Annotated in this window: 17 protein-coding genes; 12 read left to right on the top strand and 5 right to left on the bottom strand. The window is 61.2% G+C overall.

Annotated elements, in window-relative coordinates:
- Positions 1 to 13 precede the first annotated feature (13 nt).
- The gene (locus ACNA0J_RS07850; protein ID WP_415818150.1) at positions 14 to 736 is read right to left on the bottom strand and encodes a GNAT family N-acetyltransferase; all 723 of its coding nucleotides are present in this window, start codon (positions 734 to 736) and stop codon (positions 14 to 16) included.
- A gap of 74 nt (positions 737 to 810) precedes the next feature.
- Here ACNA0J_RS07850 and pdxR point away from each other — a divergent pair, with 74 nt between their 5' ends.
- The gene (pdxR, locus tag ACNA0J_RS07845) at positions 811 to 2,352 is read left to right on the top strand and encodes a MocR-like pyridoxine biosynthesis transcription factor PdxR (protein WP_415818148.1); all 1,542 of its coding nucleotides are present in this window, start codon (positions 811 to 813) and stop codon (positions 2,350 to 2,352) included.
- A gap of 58 nt (positions 2,353 to 2,410) precedes the next feature.
- Here the strand turns inward: pdxR and ACNA0J_RS07840 are convergent, their stop codons facing one another.
- Positions 2,411 to 2,707: a hypothetical protein gene (locus ACNA0J_RS07840; RefSeq protein ID WP_415818146.1), complete on the bottom strand. Its 297-nt coding sequence runs from the start codon at positions 2,705 to 2,707 to the stop codon at positions 2,411 to 2,413.
- A 216-nt stretch (positions 2,708 to 2,923) separates the two neighbouring features.
- Here ACNA0J_RS07840 and gorA point away from each other — a divergent pair, with 216 nt between their 5' ends.
- Together gorA and ACNA0J_RS07830 are read left to right on the top strand one after the other, a co-directional pair.
- Positions 2,924 to 4,282 (top strand): glutathione-disulfide reductase, encoded by a 1,359-nt coding sequence (gene gorA, locus ACNA0J_RS07835; RefSeq protein ID WP_415818144.1) that lies wholly within the window; start codon positions 2,924 to 2,926, stop codon positions 4,280 to 4,282.
- A gap of 111 nt (positions 4,283 to 4,393) precedes the next feature.
- Positions 4,394 to 5,521 (top strand): 3-deoxy-7-phosphoheptulonate synthase, encoded by a 1,128-nt coding sequence (locus tag ACNA0J_RS07830; protein WP_415818142.1) that lies wholly within the window; start codon positions 4,394 to 4,396, stop codon positions 5,519 to 5,521.
- Between the two features lie 63 nt (positions 5,522 to 5,584).
- Here ACNA0J_RS07830 and ACNA0J_RS07825 read toward each other — a convergent pair whose 3' ends face one another.
- Positions 5,585 to 6,385 carry an IclR family transcriptional regulator gene (locus tag ACNA0J_RS07825; protein WP_415818140.1) on the bottom strand — a complete coding sequence of 267 codons (801 nt, stop codon included), beginning with the start codon at positions 6,383 to 6,385 and terminating at the stop codon, positions 5,585 to 5,587.
- A gap of 183 nt (positions 6,386 to 6,568) precedes the next feature.
- On the opposite strand from ACNA0J_RS07825, the gene ACNA0J_RS07820 reads away from it, so the two are divergent.
- The 4 genes from ACNA0J_RS07820 to alkB all read left to right on the top strand — a co-directional run bounded on the left by ACNA0J_RS07820 (position 6,569) and on the right by alkB (position 10,832).
- The gene (locus ACNA0J_RS07820) at positions 6,569 to 7,372 is read left to right on the top strand and encodes an enoyl-CoA hydratase/isomerase family protein (protein ID WP_415818138.1); all 804 of its coding nucleotides are present in this window, start codon (positions 6,569 to 6,571) and stop codon (positions 7,370 to 7,372) included.
- A gap of 5 nt (positions 7,373 to 7,377) precedes the next feature.
- Entirely contained in the window at positions 7,378 to 9,462 is a 2,085-nt protein-coding gene (locus ACNA0J_RS07815) for an acetate--CoA ligase family protein (protein WP_415818136.1), read from the top strand.
- 207 nt (positions 9,463 to 9,669) lie between these two features.
- Positions 9,670 to 9,999, top strand: coding sequence for an I78 family peptidase inhibitor (locus ACNA0J_RS07810; RefSeq protein ID WP_415818134.1), 330 nt, complete (start codon positions 9,670 to 9,672; stop codon positions 9,997 to 9,999).
- A gap of 182 nt (positions 10,000 to 10,181) precedes the next feature.
- On the top strand, positions 10,182 to 10,832 hold the full coding sequence (gene alkB / locus ACNA0J_RS07805; RefSeq protein ID WP_415818132.1) for a DNA oxidative demethylase AlkB: 651 nt from the start codon (positions 10,182 to 10,184) through the stop codon (positions 10,830 to 10,832).
- Positions 10,833 to 10,859: 27 nt separating this feature from the next.
- Here the strand turns inward: alkB and ACNA0J_RS07800 are convergent, their stop codons facing one another.
- Complete coding sequence (locus tag ACNA0J_RS07800; protein WP_415818130.1) at positions 10,860 to 11,726, bottom strand: ParB N-terminal domain-containing protein; 867 nt, start codon at positions 11,724 to 11,726, stop codon at positions 10,860 to 10,862.
- A gap of 201 nt (positions 11,727 to 11,927) precedes the next feature.
- Between ACNA0J_RS07800 and ACNA0J_RS07795 the strand changes: the two genes are divergently transcribed.
- Entirely contained in the window at positions 11,928 to 12,551 is a 624-nt protein-coding gene (locus ACNA0J_RS07795) for a DUF937 domain-containing protein (RefSeq protein WP_415818128.1), read from the top strand.
- 112 nt (positions 12,552 to 12,663) lie between these two features.
- Here ACNA0J_RS07795 and ACNA0J_RS07790 read toward each other — a convergent pair whose 3' ends face one another.
- Positions 12,664 to 14,331, bottom strand: a complete 1,668-nt coding sequence (locus ACNA0J_RS07790; RefSeq protein ID WP_415818126.1) for a SulP family inorganic anion transporter — start codon at positions 14,329 to 14,331, stop codon at positions 12,664 to 12,666.
- Between the two features lie 237 nt (positions 14,332 to 14,568).
- On the opposite strand from ACNA0J_RS07790, the gene ACNA0J_RS07785 reads away from it, so the two are divergent.
- The 4 genes from ACNA0J_RS07785 (at position 14,569) to ACNA0J_RS07770 (ending at position 17,357) form a co-directional block, all read left to right on the top strand.
- Positions 14,569 to 14,922 carry a YciI family protein gene (locus tag ACNA0J_RS07785; RefSeq protein WP_415818124.1) on the top strand — a complete coding sequence of 118 codons (354 nt, stop codon included), beginning with the start codon at positions 14,569 to 14,571 and terminating at the stop codon, positions 14,920 to 14,922.
- A 200-nt stretch (positions 14,923 to 15,122) separates the two neighbouring features.
- Positions 15,123 to 15,533: a VOC family protein gene (locus tag ACNA0J_RS07780; protein ID WP_415818122.1), complete on the top strand. Its 411-nt coding sequence runs from the start codon at positions 15,123 to 15,125 to the stop codon at positions 15,531 to 15,533.
- Complete coding sequence (locus ACNA0J_RS07775) at positions 15,530 to 16,807, top strand: RNA polymerase sigma factor (protein WP_415818120.1); 1,278 nt, start codon at positions 15,530 to 15,532, stop codon at positions 16,805 to 16,807. Before ACNA0J_RS07780 ends, ACNA0J_RS07775 begins: the two co-directional genes overlap by 4 nt.
- 133 nt (positions 16,808 to 16,940) lie before the next feature.
- On the top strand, positions 16,941 to 17,357 hold the full coding sequence (locus tag ACNA0J_RS07770) for a DUF4168 domain-containing protein (protein WP_415818118.1): 417 nt from the start codon (positions 16,941 to 16,943) through the stop codon (positions 17,355 to 17,357).
- Positions 17,358 to 17,408 lie beyond the last annotated feature (51 nt).

Genomic DNA, 17,408 nt, shown 5'->3' with positions numbered 1-17,408 from the left:
GTAGCGGGGNNGGTCACGCCGTCCGCGCCGACTCGATCAAATCCGACAGCCGGCGGCGCTGCCGTCCGTCCGCATCGAAATTATCCGGCGCGAGCCATTGCTCAAAGCCTCTGCGCACGGCCGGCCATTCCGAATCGATGATGGAAAACCAGGCGGTATCTCGATTGCGCCCTTTGTAAACCACGGCCTGCCGGAAAATCCCCTCGAACTGAAATCCCATGCGCAACGCAGCGGCGCGCGACGGCGCATTCAGGCTGTCGCACTTCCATTCATAGCGGCGATAGCCGAGTTGATCAAACGCCCGGCGCATCAGCAGATACTGGGCCTCGGTGGCGGCAGGCGTACGTTTGAGCAGATTCGAGTACGCCACGTTGCCTACCTCGATGACGCCATTGGCCGGATCAATGCGCATGGCGGCCAAAGTGCCGACTGCTTGTCCTGTAGCCGAGTCAATAACGGCAAAAAACTGTGGGTCCTCAGAGGTTTGCACCGTACGCGCATACGCCAGATAGCTGGCCTCGTCGGCGAATGGCCCGGCCAGGGTATACGTCCAATCGGCATCGTCCGGCGTCTGACGAAACGCGGCATACAGTTGAGCGCCATGACGCGCCGCGTCCAGCGGTTCGAGCCGACAGTAGTGTCCCGCGATCGCCTCATGCGGGGGCCGCGGACGCGCCGTCCAATGCGGGAGGGAATCGCCCACGGGTTGTTGAGTCACGGCACTGGTCGACGGCATACGAAACATCCTTCTGAGGCTCAGGGGAAATGGCATTACGCGAATACAAGCCATAAGCCTAGCCGAATCGTGGCATGGTAAAAAGATCCAATATCAGACTATTTGATGGTGCCATGGATACGCCAGCCCCCTTGCTGGACAGCCCGCTGTCGCCGCCCCAGGACGGCAATACACTGCAACGTCAGTTGTTGCGACGGCTCAAGGCGTCCATTCTGGACGGACGGCTACCCGCGGGCAGCCGGCTACCCGCCTCGCGGGCGCTGGCGGAGCAACTCGGCATTTCGCGCAATACCGTGCTGCTGGCGTACAGCCAGTTGACGGCGGAAGGCTACGTGCGAGCCGATCGCCAAGGGACATGGGTCGCCTTCCTGCCTATGGCCCCCGCCACAGGCATCAACCCAGCCGCCCGCATCAGCCTCCCCAAACCTATCAGCCCGGCCCCCATGGACGCCAGTGCCGCACAACGCGTCAGCCGCTTGATAGCGTCTCCCCGTCACATCGAGGCCGCCGTGGCGCTGCGCCCGGGGACACCGGCGCTCAGCCATTTTCCCCTCGGCGCGTGGCGCCGCACGCTGGACCGTACGCTGCGCGACATGCCCATCAGCACGCTGGGCTACGGCGACCCCGCTGGCGAACCTGCGCTGCGCGACGCCATCGCCCGCCATCTGGGTCTGTCTCGCGGTGTACGCTGTCACGCGGAACAGATCCTGATTACCGAGGGGGCCCAAGAGGCGTTGTCTCTATGTGTACGGCTGCTAAGTAATCCAGGCGATATCGCCTGGATGGAAGACCCGGGGTATCGGGGTGTCAAGGCCGCGCTCCAGGCAGGGGACCTGCAGGTGATACCGGTGCGCGTTGACGACGAGGGCCTGGCGGCGCCTGCCACGCTCTGGCACACCCATGCGCCACGCATGATCTACACCTCACCCTCGCATCAATATCCGACGGGCGCCGTGCTGAGCGCCGCTCGCCGCCTGGACCTGCTGGAACGCGCCCGGCGCAACAACGCCTGGATCATCGAGGACGACTACGACAGCGAATTCCGGCACCAGGGCGATCCGATCCCCGCCATGCAAGGGCTCGCCGATAATGCACCCGTGGTCTACATCGGTACGTTCAGCAAGACCATGTTTCCCGCCCTGCGCATTGGATTCCTGGTATTACCCGAGGGGCTGACAGGTTCGTTACACACGGCCGTGCACGAATTGCTGCGCGGCGGCCATCGGCATGAGCAACTCGCCTTGGCGGAGTTTATGGAAAGCGGACAGTTTGCCCGCCATCTGGGCCGCATGCGGCGTCTCTATCGCGACCGGCAATCCGCCTTGCGATCAGCCCTAGCGCGCCACCTGTCCGTCTCGCACGAGGTGTTAGGCGGACAAGGCGGCCTGCACTTGACCGTGAGACTGCCGCCTGAAATTCAGGACCGGCAACTGGCCGCTGCAGCGCGGCAGGCGGGCATGGCGCCCAGCGCCCTGTCGGCCTTTGCCCTGCAACCGACCGCCGAGGACAACGGCCTGGTGCTGGGCTATGGCAACACCTCGGCGGATCTGTTCGAACCGCTCATCAAGCGGCTCACCATGCTGATCGCGCAAACCACTGCGCGGCGCCCGGCATAGAGGGAAAGCTCAACCTACCGATAGAACCGAGGCTGCCGGNGGCNNCCCCCCTGCCCCGCTAACTGATCAGGCCGGACAACAACAGCATGGCCAATAGCAGCCAGAACAATCCCGCCACAATGGAACGCCCCATAAAGGCCTTGACCGCGGACCACAGCAGGACCAGGCCCAGGAGCAGCAGCGCGAAATGAAATATCGACGAGCTCATGCCCAATGCGCCGGCCAGGCCCGAGAAAAAATCCCCGATCGCCGAGCCCAGGCCGCTAAAGACATAGCGGATGCCTGACACAATGGCACGGATCACCTCGCCCAACACGGCGCCCACCGAGCCAAAGAAACTAGTTTCAGTCTGCATGCATTCCCATCACGGAATCACCCCGAACGCCGCCCGATACGGCGGCACCACCGTCAGAATGTATCCCATATGCGGGGCCTGTGCTGAGGGCACCACAAGCCAGGTCGCAGCATACCCGCCGGACGGCGGTTTAAGATTAGCGGTTTAATACCGTTCTTTTCAGAAATTATGTGGGCGGCTGCGTCCCACCAAGCAGACTCGTAACAAGGATTCGTGATGGCTTTCGATTTCGACTTATACGTCATAGGCGCAGGTTCAGGCGGCGTGCGCGCGGCGCGCTTTGCCGCGGGATTCGGTGCTCGTGTAGCCATTGCGGAAAGCCGCTATCTCGGCGGCACCTGCGTGAACGTTGGATGCGTACCCAAAAAACTGCTGGTGTACGGCGCGCATTTTCACGAAGACTTCGAGCAAGCCTCCGGATTTGGATGGACCGTCGGGACCCCGGGTTTTGACTGGACTACCCTGATCGCCAATAAAAACCGCGAAATCGAACGTCTCAATGGCATTTATCGCAACCTGCTCGTCAATAGCGGTGTGACCCTGCACGAAGGCCATGCCCGGCTGGTCGACCCTCACACCGTGGAAATCAACGGCCAGCGCCACACGGCCGAGCATATCCTGGTGGCCACTGGCGGCTGGCCGCAAGTCCCTGATATTCCAGGTAAAGAACACGCCATTACCTCGAACGAGGCCTTTTTCCTGCAGGAACTGCCGCGCCGCGTCGTGGTCGTGGGCGGGGGCTACATCGCGGTCGAATTCGCCTCGATTTTCAATGGCCTGGGCGCCCAAACCACGCAACTGTATCGACGCGACCTGTTTCTGCGCGGCTTTGACGGCAGCGTACGCGAGCACCTGCGCGACGAACTGATAAAAAAAGGCCTGGATTTACGCTTTAACGCCGATATTGCCCGCATCGACAAACGCGATGACGGCACCCTGAGCGTCACCCTGAAAAGCGGCGAGGTCATCGAAACCGATTGCGTGTTCTATGCCACCGGCCGCCGCCCCATGCTGGACAATCTGGGGCTGGAAAACACCGGCGTGACACTCAACGACGACGGCTTTATCGGGGTTGACGACGAATATCGCAGCAGCGAACCGTCGATCCTGGCCATCGGCGACGTGATCGGCCGCGTGCCGCTGACCCCAGTCGCTCTGGCCGAGGGGATGGCAGTCGCGCGCCGCTTGTTCAAACCCGAGGAGTACCGCAAGGTCGATTACGACCTGATTCCTACGGCCGTATTCAGCCTGCCCAATATCGGCACCGTCGGCCTGACGACCGAGGCGGCGCTCGAGGCCGGTCATCGCATCAAGCGTTTCGAAAGCCGGTTCCGCCCGATGAAGCTCACGCTGACCGGTATCCAGGAAAAAACCTTGATGAAACTGGTGGTCGACGCCGATACCGACCGCGTTTTGGGTTGCCACATGGTGGGCCCGGACGCGGGTGAAATCGTGCAGGGCCTGGCCGTCGCGCTGAAAGCGGGCGCGACAAAGCAGGTCTTTGACGAGACCATCGGCATCCACCCGACAGCCGCCGAGGAATTCGTCACGCTGCGCACGCCCGTCGCAGATTGACCCGAATACGATTAACGCACATCAGATAGCCCGCCTGCACGCTCCGCTCGATCCGCTGCCGACTCCGTCGCAGTAGCCGTTGAGCGCGCGGCTCTTCCTCCCGAGACAATAATGACCCGTATCGACGATTCTCACCACGACCGTGAAGTTGGCCAGGCCGACTCCACGCAAGACACGACCCGCATTGATGACGTTCGTATCGGCGCGGTACGTCCGCTGATTTCGCCTGCCCTGCTGCAGGATGAACTACCAATTCCTCCTACGACGCTGGCTCTCGTCGAAAACGCCCGCAGGCAGATTGCCGACGTGCTGCACGGCCGCGACGACCGTCTGGTCGTGGTGGTAGGCCCCTGTTCCATCCACGACCATGATCAGGCAATCGAATACGCGCGCAAGCTAAAAAGCGCCGCGCAATCACTGAGCAAAGACCTGCTGATCGTGATGCGCGTGTACTTTGAAAAACCGCGCACCACCGTCGGCTGGAAGGGCTATATCAATGACCCGCGCCTCGATGGCAGTTTCCGTATCAATGAGGGGCTGCACCGCGCGCGCGAGCTGTTGCTGGAAATCAGCGAACTGGGCTTGCCCATCGCCACCGAATTCCTGGACCTGCTCAGCCCGCAATACATTGCCGACCTGGTCGCCTGGGGCGCAATCGGGGCACGCACAACGGAAAGCCCCAGCCATCGCCAATTGGCGTCCGGCCTGAGCTGCCCGTTGGGCTTTAAGAACGGCACCGATGGCGGCATGCAGGTCGCCGCCGATGCGATCGTGGCGGCCCGCGCCAAACATGCCTTTATGGGCATGACCAAAATGGGCATGGCCGCGATTTTCGAGACGCGCGGCAATGACGATACCCATGTGATCCTGCGGGGCGGCAAACAAGGCCCCAACTACGATGCCGCCAGCGTCCAGGCCAGTTGCGCCGCACTGAAAGCCGCAGGCCAACGCGAACAGGTCATGATCGACTGTTCGCACGCGAACTCCAACAAATCGCACGAGCGCCAGATCGACGTGGCCCGCGATATCGGCACGCAACTCGCCAACGGCGATTCGCGCATCATTGGCGTCATGATCGAAAGCCATCTGGAGGCCGGCCGCCAGGACCTGAAACCCGGCGTGCCGTTGCGTCATGGGGTGTCGATCACCGATGCCTGCCTGGGTTGGACACAGACCGAACCGGTGCTGGCCGATCTGGCCGAGGCCGTACGCAAGCGGCGCGCACGCAAGGCAGGCTGATCAGCATCATTACGCACTTGGCACATCATGTATGTCGCCGAGTGCTGTCACCGCTGGAGCCGGTCACGCGTCAGCGGTAAGTAACGCGGTCTTCGCCTTCTCGCGGAGTTCCAGCAACGGGCCACCCAGCTGTTTCTGCGTCTCTGACATGCTGGCTATGGTCCGGACGCTGACATTCAATACGTAAATGGGGCGGTCTGGCAGCACAAGCGGCGTTGCCATTGCCACGACCTCCGGCTGCCATGAGGCGGCGCAATAGCCTTTGGTATCGACGCTGAGCCTGGCGGCGTGGATTTCGTCAAGCAGACGGCGCGAGTCAGTACTGCGCCGTTGGCGAAACTGCTCCAGCAACGCCTGCCGCTGTACGTCATCGACGACCGCCAGATAGGCTCTGCCCAGCGAAGTGAGCTCCATCGGCACACGCTGCCCCGCGACAACACTGCGCAGCGCCACCTTGCGGTTAAACCGAAACGATTCCAAATAGACCATTTCGTCACGGTCCGCGGTCGCCAGCCCCACATTGATCCGCATTTTCTCGGCCATCGCACGCATCAGCGGCGCGACCGCATTCAACACCGGCGAGCCCGCACGCATTGCGTGAGCCAGGCTCAATACCGGCGTGGCCAGACGGTAAGTCCGCCGCACCCGATCATGCTCCAGCAGCCCGCATTCGACCAGCGTCTGCGTCAGACGGCTGACCGTGGCGCGCGAAAGCTGAGTCCTTTCCGCGATTTCTCCATTGCCGAGTTGATCTGCACCGGGGCGAAACGCGCGCAGAATCTCGACCCCACGCACCAACGAACGATTCAACACAGGGTCTTCGTGATGGTGCCGCCGCACGGTCTGGGGAGAAGAATCGGACATGATGTAGCGAAATGGGTGGGACGCAGCAGCTTAGCACTATTTCCATCAAGTGGAATTCAGGGAATACATATTGCGGCTTGGGCACCTAAACTATCCGGCAAAAGGCAAATGCTGGTTTGACGCAGGCGCGTCAAGAAAAGCCACATCGCCAACGACTGAGCCGACTCAAGGAAAACTCGCGACATGACCACGGATTTGATCGAACTGACCGTTACCGACGGCATTGCCACACTGCTGCTCAACCGCCCTGAGAAACGCAATGCCATGAGCGACGATATGCGCAGCGCATTCATCGCGGCGCTGGAACGCATCAGTGCCGACAAAGCGATCCGCGCATTGGTGCTCAGCGGTAACGGAAAGGGATTCTGCGCCGGTGGCGATGTCGCGGGGATGGAACGGCGGATGAACGCCCCTGTTGGCGAAATCGCTTTCAACGGCTGGCACCGTCAGCAGCGCGTGCACTACACCCAATCGTTGCTGCACACCATGCCCAAGCCGACCATTGCTGCCGTCAATGGCGCTGCGTCCGGCCTGGGCGCCGACACTGCCCTGGCCTGCGATTTCATCATTGCCAGCGACGCCGCGAGCTTTACCTGGTCGTATATCAATCGCGGCATCGTCCCGGACGGTGGCGGTATGTATTTCCTGCCGCGCCGGGTGGGTCTATCCAAAGCAAAAGAACTGATTTTCACCGGTCGAAAAGTCGAATGCGACGAAGCCCTGCGGTTAGGCATCGTGGATCGCACCACCAGCGCAGCGCAACTGCTGACCGATGCGCAGACCTGGGCCGCCGAGCTGAGCCAAGGCTCCGGGACTGCATTGGCGCTGGGCAAGACCATTCTCAACCAGAGCTTCGAAATGTCGGCTGAACAAGTATTCGCACAAGGCAGCCAAGCGCAAGGCATCTGCTACACGAGCACGGAGCACCGCGAATCGGTCATGGCTTTCCTGGCCAAGGCCGCCGAAAAGCGCACCAGCAAAGAGTAACAAACATGAGCCCCCTTACCCGCCTCCTCAATCCACGCAGCGTAGCCGTCATCGGCGCCTCCGCCGATAGCAGAAAGACCGCCGGCCGCCCTGTCGCCTATCTGCGCAAGCACGGTTTTACCGGCCACATTTATCCTGTCAATCCACGAGCCGACAATATCGACGGCCTGCCCTGCTATCCCAACATCGCATCGCTGCCGTCGGTACCCGACGTCGGCATCGTACTGTTGGGCGCCGAACGCGCGCACTTGGCCGTACGAGAACTCGCACAGCGCGGTACGGCGGCATCGATCGTGCTGGCCAGCGGCTACACCGAAGTCGGTGCAGAGGGAGCGCGCCGGCAAGCCGAACTCATCGAGGCCGCAGGCAGTATGCGCATCCTCGGCCCCAACACGATCGGTTTGGTCAATCTGACCGACAACATCGTGCTGTCGGCCAGCGGCGCACTGGAAATGGATCATTTCCCGGCTGGGTCCATCGGTGTGGTGTCGCAAAGCGGCGGCATCCTCGGTGCGCTGCTGTCCCGCGCAGCGTCTCGCGGGATCGGCTTGTCCAAGCTCATCTCAACCAGCAACGAAGTCGATCTCGATTTGGCCGACTTCATTGATTACTTGACTGACGACGAAGCCACCAAAGTCATCGCGCTCTATGTCGAAAGCGTGCGCAACCCGGAGAAATTCCGCACTGCAGCCCTGAAGGCCGCCCGCGCCGGTAAGCCGGTCGTCGCCTTCAAGATCGGCCGCTCGGAAGCCGGCGCAAAAGCGGCCGTGTCGCATACAGGTGCACTGGCCGGTGCCGACCGCATGTACGACGCGCTATTCAAGCAAGTCGGCATTATTCGCGCCCAGACCTTTAGCGACTTGCTGGATATCCCTGCTGCGCTGGCCACAAACCGCGTGCTGCGGGGCAATCGTGTCGCCATCCTGACCTCGACGGGTGGCGCTGGCACACTGGTGTCCGACAGCCTGGGCGTATCGGGTTTTGAGGCGCCGGCCCCTGATGCCGCCACCGCTGCGCAATTGCGCGCGCTGCAGACCGGCGACCACGCCGCGCTGGATCGCAATCCCATCGATGTCACCCTGGCCGGTCTGCAGCCAGATCTGTTACGTGGCGCTATCCGAACGCTGCTGGCAAGTCCCAGCTATGACGCGCTCGCCATCATTGTGGGGTCTTCGGGCCTCGCCATGCCGGAGCTGATGGCTGGCGCCATCCAGGACTGCCTACCCGAAAGCGATAAGCCCGTGATCGCCTTCGTCAGTCCTCACGCGCCGAATGTCGGTGCCCTGCTCACACAGCGCGGCGTCCCGGCTTTCGCCATCCCAGAGGCATGCTCCGTCGCGCTGGCCGGTATGCTGCAGCACGCGCAGTGGAGGGAGCCGACATATTCGGTTCCTGCTGCGCCGATCGACATAGCAGATCTGCCTGCAGGTTCGTTGGACGAAGCGCAAGCCAAGCAATTGTTCACGCGCTTCGGCGTGCCCTGCGCGCAAGAAACCGTTGTGACAACGCCCACCAGCGCGGAACAAGCTGCGCGTGCCTTTAATACGCGTGTCGCGCTAAAAATCCTGTCGAGTGAAATTACGCATAAGAGCGACGTCGGCGGCGTCGCCATCAACCTCACTGCCGAGCAGATCGGTGACCGGCTGAGGGCAATGAAGGACGAAGTACAAAGCAAGACCGGCATCGTGCCTCAGCGCTTTCTGGTACAAGAAATGGTCGCCGGCGGCACGGAGCTGATTCTCGGCATGCATCGCGACCCGCTCGGCACGGCGATCCTGCTAGGCATGGGCGGCGTCACCGCGGAACTGTTCAAGGACACCACGATGCGCCTGCTGCCATCCGGCAATAAAGGCCTCGGCCGCGAAGATGCCCTCGACATGGTCCACGAGTTAAAAACCTGGCCACTGCTCGACGGTTTTCGTGGCCGGCCCAAAGCCGATCTGGATGCGCTGGTGAAAGCCATCGTTGCGTTCTCGCAAATGGCCGCACAATTGGGCGACCGCTTGGTCGAAGCCGAAATCAATCCCCTGTTCGTTATGCCTGCAGGTCAAGGCGTGCGTGCCGCGGACGGTATTGCCGTGCTTGCCTGAGCACCGATAGACGGAAAAACGAGACGGGCTTGCGTTCCACCACCTGAAATTCCATACAATGGAAACATCAGGTGCATGACAGCCTCCTGATCCTGACACACCCGGCGAATAACAGCGCAGCAGGCCTGGCGTGGAATCATATGCAAACAAATCAATGATCAAGCTGGTCTATCATTGACGACTAATTTGCAAGAAGGAGTTTCTCTCATGATGCGCAAGCTGTTTCCCGTCATCCTCGTCGCCGGCCTCACCGCCTGCGCCTCCTCTGGAACGCAGCACACCTCATCGGATACCAGTACATACGGCGGCAGTGGCGCGTCGTCTGGCACGGCCGCCACCTGCGATGCCCAGCCGGTACAAGATCAGGTGGGTCAAAAGTACTCGGAGTCGCTCAACCGCACGCTGAGCTCGAGTGCCAACGCGACGCAACTACGCGTGCTGAAACCCGGCGAAGTCATGACCATGGAATACAACCCCACGCGTTTGAACGTGATTGTGGAAAGCGACGGCTCGATCAGCGCATTGCGCTGCGGCTGAGCACCAACGAGTTCAAGCGCAAAAGCCGGAGTGTCTGGCATCGCAAGGATGCCTACATTAGGGTCATATACGATTCTGACGCACACTCCGGCCTCTTCGCCCATGGTCGCGTGACCGACCACCGTGGCGCAACCGCCGGCCAGCGCAACGAAACACCATCTACACGCCGACGCAGCCTTACCATGAACCTGGACTTGTTTGCTCCCGACGCAGTCGCCCCAGTCAACGTGCAATTGGGTCCGCAAGCGGTTGTACTGCGAGGCTTGGCACTGCCCTATATTGATGCGCTATTGTCCGAGCTGGACGCCATATTCGCGGCGGCGCCTTTACGCCATATGGTGACGCCGGGCGGGTTCCGGATGTCTGTCGCGCTGACGAACTGCGGCTCGCTGGGGTGGACAACGGATCTGCGCGGCTATCGTTACACCCAGCAGGATCCGCAAACCGGCCTGCCCTGGCCCGCTTTACCCGCGTCGTTTTTGCGACTGGCGCAGCAGGCGGCGCAAACCGCCGGCTTTCCGGATTTTCAGCCCGATGCCTGCCTGATCAATCGCTATCTGCCGGGTGCCCGCATGAGCTTGCACCAGGACAAGAATGAACGGGATTTCAGCGCGCCTATCGTATCGGTGTCGCTGGGAATTCCTGCGACGTTCCTGTTCGGCGGCGAACAACGCAGTGACCGCGCGCAACGCGTGCCACTGCAGCATGGAGACGTCGCCGTGTGGGGCGGCCGGGATCGGCTGCGGTATCACGGCGTGTCCGAGTTGAAAGACGCCACGCACCCTTTGTTGGGCGCCATGCGCATCAATCTGACGTTTCGCCGGGCAGGATGATACGCCCGAACGCCCGCGCTCTGGCTCTTATTTGTCCTGACGCGCCTCGGACAATGCCACAGTCAAGTGCATGACTTTCTTTTTCAAACCATCGCGCTCCTCGGTCAGTGCCGCCACCAGTCGACGCAGGCGCGCCACCTCGGCGGGATAGTCCTCGATCGCCTCAACGGGTGGCTCTGCCTCCAACTCGCCGTCCCCCGCCTCAGTGTCCATTGACGGTTCTTTTGCCTTGGCCTTCGCCTCGCGGGCCTGGCGCGCGAGCTCCTTCAATGCCTTGCGCCCTTCGGCTGCGGCGGCGACCTGCTTGTCGACCGGCATTTCGGCAACGGCCGCAGCAGCGTTGATGGAAATCTCGCCGGACTTGACCGCACGGACCAGCTCTGGCGCGGCATCTTTTTGAATCTTTTCGATCTGTCCTAGCGTATTGCTGCTGACCCGTGCCGCACGTGCCAACGCCTGGCGATTGGGAATGACCACCGGCTCGGCCGGTGAGGCCGCGGGCGTTTCCGCCTCGCCGGCTGAGCCAGCGTCTGCCTGCTGCGCCTGTTGCTGTGCCTCTAGCTCCTGCTGCCGCTGCTGCAAGATTTCCTTCTTGCGCAAGGCCAGCACTCCTCGCTGGAAATCCGAGACACTGCGCCGGCCCAGGTGATTTTCAATCATCCATAACCGCACATCGTCCATCGATTTAAAGCGGGTATTTTGCGTAGTCTTGAATTCGATGCCGTGTTTGGTGCACAGCGCATAGCGGTTATGTCCATCGACCAGGACATCGCCCCATAACACGAGCGCATCGCGGCACCCATCGGCCAGGAGGCTGCGCTCCAGCGCCTCGTATTCGTCGGCGCTCAGCGGGTCGATATAAGTTCGTAACTCTTCGTTAATCTGGATCGTCATCGTAGCGATTTTGGCGTGTAGTTCATCTGCGCGACCGCTATTAGAACATTGGCCTCGCGATCCGGCTGCCGCCTGGCGAGATGGGCCGGCAAGGACGGCGTTTTCCCTGCGCCCGGACCAATCATCAATAACTGTCAAGAACACACTTGCAACGCCATCCGGTGGTACGCTTAGTCCACCTTTAACCAGGAAGAACACACCATGAACTCCCCCACTACGCTTTCCGACGAATTGCTCGCGCAGTTACAAGGCGGGCCGATGCAACAAATCTCTCAACAACTGGGGACCGATACGGCTCAAACGCAAGACGCGGTCAGCGCCGCGCTGCCCATGCTGCTGGGTACGCTAGGCCAGAACGCCTCGCAACCGGGAGGCGCCGACGCCCTGTTTGGCGCACTGCAGCGTGATCATGCCGGCGGTGGCGCCGATCTGGGTGGACTATTGGGGTCGTTGCTCGGCGGCGGCGCGAACGCAGGTGCGGGCCAATCCGATGGCGCCAGCATTCTGGGCAACATCTTTGGCGGCAACCAGCAACGCGCCGAAGATAACCTTGGCCAAGCGACCGGCCTGGGCGGCGGCAATGCGTCGAACCTGCTCCAGATCCTGGCGCCCATCGTCATGGCCTTTCTGGCCAATCGCATGCAAGGCAACAACCTGGACGCCGGCGGACTCGGCGCCCAACTAGGACAGGAACGCGACGCCGCCCAACAACAAGGCGGTGTGGGTGGCGGCCTGCTGGGCTCGCTGCTGGACCAGGACGGCGATGGCCAAGTCGGCCTGGGCGACTTGCTGAAAATGGGCGGCGGACTCTTCGGTAAAAACTAAATTCCGCGGGATCGGACGCAACCTGGCTCCAACTGCACCTGCCGGGTTGCGCCTTGCGGTCTGCGTCAGGCGCTGGACGGTGTCCGGCGCCTGACGCTTCCGGCCAGTTTTACTACGCCGTCGCGGCAGCGTCTGGCATCTGCGATGCGCCCCCAGCCGACAAGGCCTGTGGCAACGTATCGAACATCCCCTGCGGTCCCACCAAGTCGGCAATCATGGCTTTACGCAGTTTGCCTCGCACGCGGGTATTTGCCTCGGCCAGCAACACACGCACCCCACGCGAGCGTAAACGGACAATCACGTCCTCCAGCACCTGCAACCCTGTCACATCGACAAACGGAACGCGGCGCAGGCAAAGCACGAGCACACGGGGATCCGTATTCGTGTTGTCGAGCGCTCGCTCGAAATTTTCTACCGCCGCGAAAAACAAGGGTCCTTCGATGGTATAGACCAACACGCCATCCGGGACATCGATGCCTGCATTGGCCGCCAGTTCCCGGCTCAATTCATCGCGGCCCATTTGCTGAACCCCCACGCTGGACGCCATGCGACGCAGAAAATGCAATGTCGCCAGGATCACGCCGATATTGACCGCGACTACCAAATCAGCGAACACCGTCAAGGCAAAGGTCACCAGCAAGATCACCACATCCGCCCGAGGGGCGCGGCGCAGCATTCTGCCGAAATGCCGCAGATCGCTCATATTCCAGGCGACGATGAACAAGATCGCAGCCAAGGCCGCCAACGGCACGTACTCTGCCAACGGCGCCAGCAGCACGACGATAGCGACCAACGTCGCTGCGTGCACAATGCCCGCCAAGGGACTGGTGCCACCATTACGGATATTGGTCGCCGTGCGCGCAATCGCGCCCGTCGCCGCTATCCCGCCGAATAGCGGCGCGGCAATGTTCGCAATGCCTTGGCCGATCAGTTCCTGGTTGGAGTTATGACGCGTGCCCGCCATTCCATCGGCCACCACCGCCGACAGCAGCGACTCGATCGCCCCCAGCATGGCAATGGCAAACGCCGGACCGATCAACTCGACCACGCGCGACAAGGTGACCTCCGGCCAATGCCACGAGGGCAACCCCTGAGGTACGCCGCCAAAGGCCGACCCTATCGTTGCAACGCCGTCGAAACCAAACAAGGCCTGCAGCACCGTGGCAGCCACCAACGCAATCAAGGGGCCTGGCACGCGCCTCAGATATGGCACCCGAGGCGACACAATCAAGATCGCCAAACTGATCAAGGCTAGCACCGTCGTCGCCACATGCAACTGGGGCAAAGCCTGTATTAGCTGCCAGAATTTCTCGTGAAAATGCGTACCCGTGATACTGGGCAGACCGAAAAACTCCTTCCACTGCCCGACCCAGATGATGACGCCGATACCCGCCGTAAAACCCACAATCACAGGCGCCGGAATGAATTTGATCACGGCTCCCATACGAGCCACGCCCAGCAACAGCAGAATGATGCCCGCCATCAGGGTGGCAATCTGCAACCCTGCCACCCCGTGCTCGGCCACGATGGCAGCCAGGATCACAATGAACGCGCCGGTGGGACCCGCAATCTGCAGCCTGCTCCCCCCAAATATCGATACGCATAACCCGGCAATAATCGCGGTGTACAAACCCTGTTCGGGCTTCACGCCGGACGCGATTGCAAATGCCATCGCCAATGGCAACGCCACTACCCCGACAATCACTCCAGACACGATATTCGGCAACCACTGCCGCCGCTGAAACAGCCCCGCCCGATAAGCTTCCCGCAACGCGATCACGACGTCGATCCTTTGGAATAAACAGCACGCCCCACCCAGGGGGCAAATACAGAATGACACAGTCTACTGCTACGGCGGTGCGATTCTCTACTGCCCCTATGGGGAAGTCACTGACAAAGCGCAAATAACACGCAGTCTGCGTCCCGCAGGCAGCACTTCCCCAGCGGCCCGGATGAGACTTCCATTCGCCCCATTGCCCGGCTAGACTGCGATTCTTCGCCTATTCAGGAGACAGTCATGTCTTTTATGATGCTCATCGTCGAACCCATCGGCCAACGGGCGCAGCGCACGCCTGAGGAGGGGCATGCCGCCTACGACAGCATGATGCAATTCGCGGCGGACCTGAAATCCCGCGGCCTGCTGCAAGACGCCCAATCCCTAAAATCAGAAAAAGAAGGCGTAAAACTCCAGGTCCGCGATGGCCGGCAACGTCTGCTGGATGGCCCCTATGCCGAGGCAAAGGAAATGATCGGCGGATTTTTTCTGTTGAACTGTGACACGCGCGAACAAGCCATCGCCATCGCTGCAGAATGTCCAGCCGCCCAATGGTGCACGGTGGAAATACGCGAACTCGGGCCCTGCTTCGCTTAGTTTGCGGTAGCAGGTCTGCGGGACGTTGAGTTGTCATTTGGCCTTGCCAGGCCGATTGCTGGACCGATTGATTAGGGTTTTCCCTGAGCATCAATTTTCATGTCGATTGCAGGAGATCTGATTCGTCGTATGCATAACAGCCACCATCAACCCGGCTGTCGCAAATCCTCCAACTCGACCTCCCACTTTGAGAGTCCACCATGCATAAGCAAATTTTCGTCAATCTCGCCGTTGTTGATCTGCCCGCTGCCATGACCTTTTTCCGCAAACTCGGGTTGGACTTCAATCCTCAGTTCAGCGATCAGAACGCGGCCTGCCTGGTTTTGGGTGAAAACCTGTACGCCATGCTGCTCACGCGCGAGTACTTCAAGACCTTTGTCAATAAACCCCTTTGCGACCCGAAACAAAGCACCGAGGTGCTGGTCTGCCTGTCGTGCGACAGCCGCGCCGAGGTTGACGATCTGGTCGCCCGCGCCGTCTCAGCTGGAGGCTCGGTGCCGCGAGAGCCGCAAGACTATGGCTTCATGTACGGCCATGCGTTTGAAGATCTGGACGGTCATATCTGGGAACTGATGTATATGGATCCCAACGCGGAAATGCCGCAACAATGAGTTCTCGCGACGCCGTCCATCGGGCCATCGAGACCGTCTGGCGCAGCGAGTCAGCCAAAGTGATCGCCAGCGTCGCGCGCGTCGTGCGCGACGTGGGCCTGGCCGAAGAACTCGCTCAAGATGCGCTGGTCACGGCCTTGGAGCACTGGCCCCGCGACGGCATTCCTGACAAACCAGGAGCCTGGCTGATGACCACAGCCAAGAACCGCGCCCTCGACCGATTGCGGCAACACGCGTTACACGAACGCAAGCACGAGCAATTGGGTTATGAAATGGACGCGTTGCAAACCCATGTCGAACCCGATTTCGTCGACGCGCTGGACCAGGCCCGCCAAGACGAGATCGGCGACGACTTGCTGCGATTGATCTTTACGGCCTGCCATCCTGTGTTGTCAGCCGAGGCACGTGTCGCGATGACGCTGCGTCTGCTAGGTGGATTACGTACCGACGAAATCGCGCGCGCCTTTCTCGTTTCCGAAGCCACCATTGCCCAGCGCATCGTCCGCGCCAAGCGGACCCTGCGCGAGGCACAAGTCCCATTCGAAGTCCCACGCGGAAACGATTTGGCGGCGCGCCTGACTTCTGTGCTGGAAGTGATTTACCTGATTTTCAACGAAGGCTACGCTGCCACGGCGGGCGACGACTGGACGCGTCCAACCTTGTGCGACGAGGCCCTGCGGTTAGGCCGCATCTTGTCTGAACTCGCGCCCCAGGAAAGCGAGGTTCACGGCCTGGTAGCATTGATGGAACTGCAGGCATCGCGTCTGGCGGCGCGGACCGATGCGCAGGGTCACCCTATCTTGCTCATGGAACAAGACCGTAGCCGCTGGGACGCACTGCAAATTCGACGCGGCCTGGCCGCATTGCATCGTGCGCAAAGTCAATCGGACACATTGGGCCCGTACGCCCTGCAAGCGGCGCTCGCTGCCTGCCACGCTCGCGCCGCCCGCGCCGAGGATACGGATTGGCCACAGATCGTCGCACTGTATGACGCGCTGGTGCAAACCGCCCCATCTCCTATCGTCGAACTCAACCGCGCTGTCGCCGTAGGCATGGCGTATGGCCCCCAGGCCGGGCTCGCGCTGACCGATGCTTTGCTGACCGAATCGTCTTTGGCCGACTATCACCTGTTGCCCAGCGTGCGCGCCGATTTCCTGGAAAAACTGGGCCGCCGCGACGAAGCCGATGCGGAATTCCACCGCGCCGCGGCTCTCACACGCAATGCGCGTGAACGTGAATTTCTACTGGCCAGAGCGCGCGCGCTCAAGTCCTGAACCGCCTTGAAACGCCCCGTAACGCGGGGTCCCTGCGGGCTGTCACATGCGCAAACATCCGAAAGCTTGAACCATACTTGGTGGACTTGTCATCATGGAGGGGTACGACGTTTAACCCATGAAGGAGGTCTCCATGCCGCGTTCTACATACGCATTCTTTGCCGCAGCCGTACTCGCCGCGAGCCTGTCGCCCGCCGTGGTACTGGCCCAAACGGCACAGGCACCGGCTGCGCAACCCCCTGCCCAAGTACAGCCTGCTATCAAACCCTCTGAAGCACAACTGCAAAAATTCGCCAGTGCATCACAGAAAGTCGCCATGGTTGCCGACGAGTATCGTCCGAAGCTGCAAGCCGCAAAGGATGAGCCTGCCCGCCAACAGGTCTATCGCGAAGCCGACGACAAAATGGTGAAAATGGTGCAAGCCGATGGCCTGACAGTCGATGAGTTCAACGGCATCGGACAAGCCGTCGAACAAGATCCGCAACTACGCCAGCGCGTGATCGACATGGCTCAGAAAAACGCTCCTGCAGGTAGTACGGCGCCACAGTAAGCATTACTGCGCTCACTGCCACCTACTGCGGCGGCATACAGCCTCGNATTT

It is taken from the genome of Bordetella tumbae, assembly GCF_965139195.1.
GTDB lineage: Bacteria > Pseudomonadota > Gammaproteobacteria > Burkholderiales > Burkholderiaceae_B > Bordetella_A > Bordetella_A tumbae.
The sequence above is the reverse complement of the archived record's forward strand: the minus strand, read 5'-3'. Positions and strand labels throughout refer to the sequence as shown.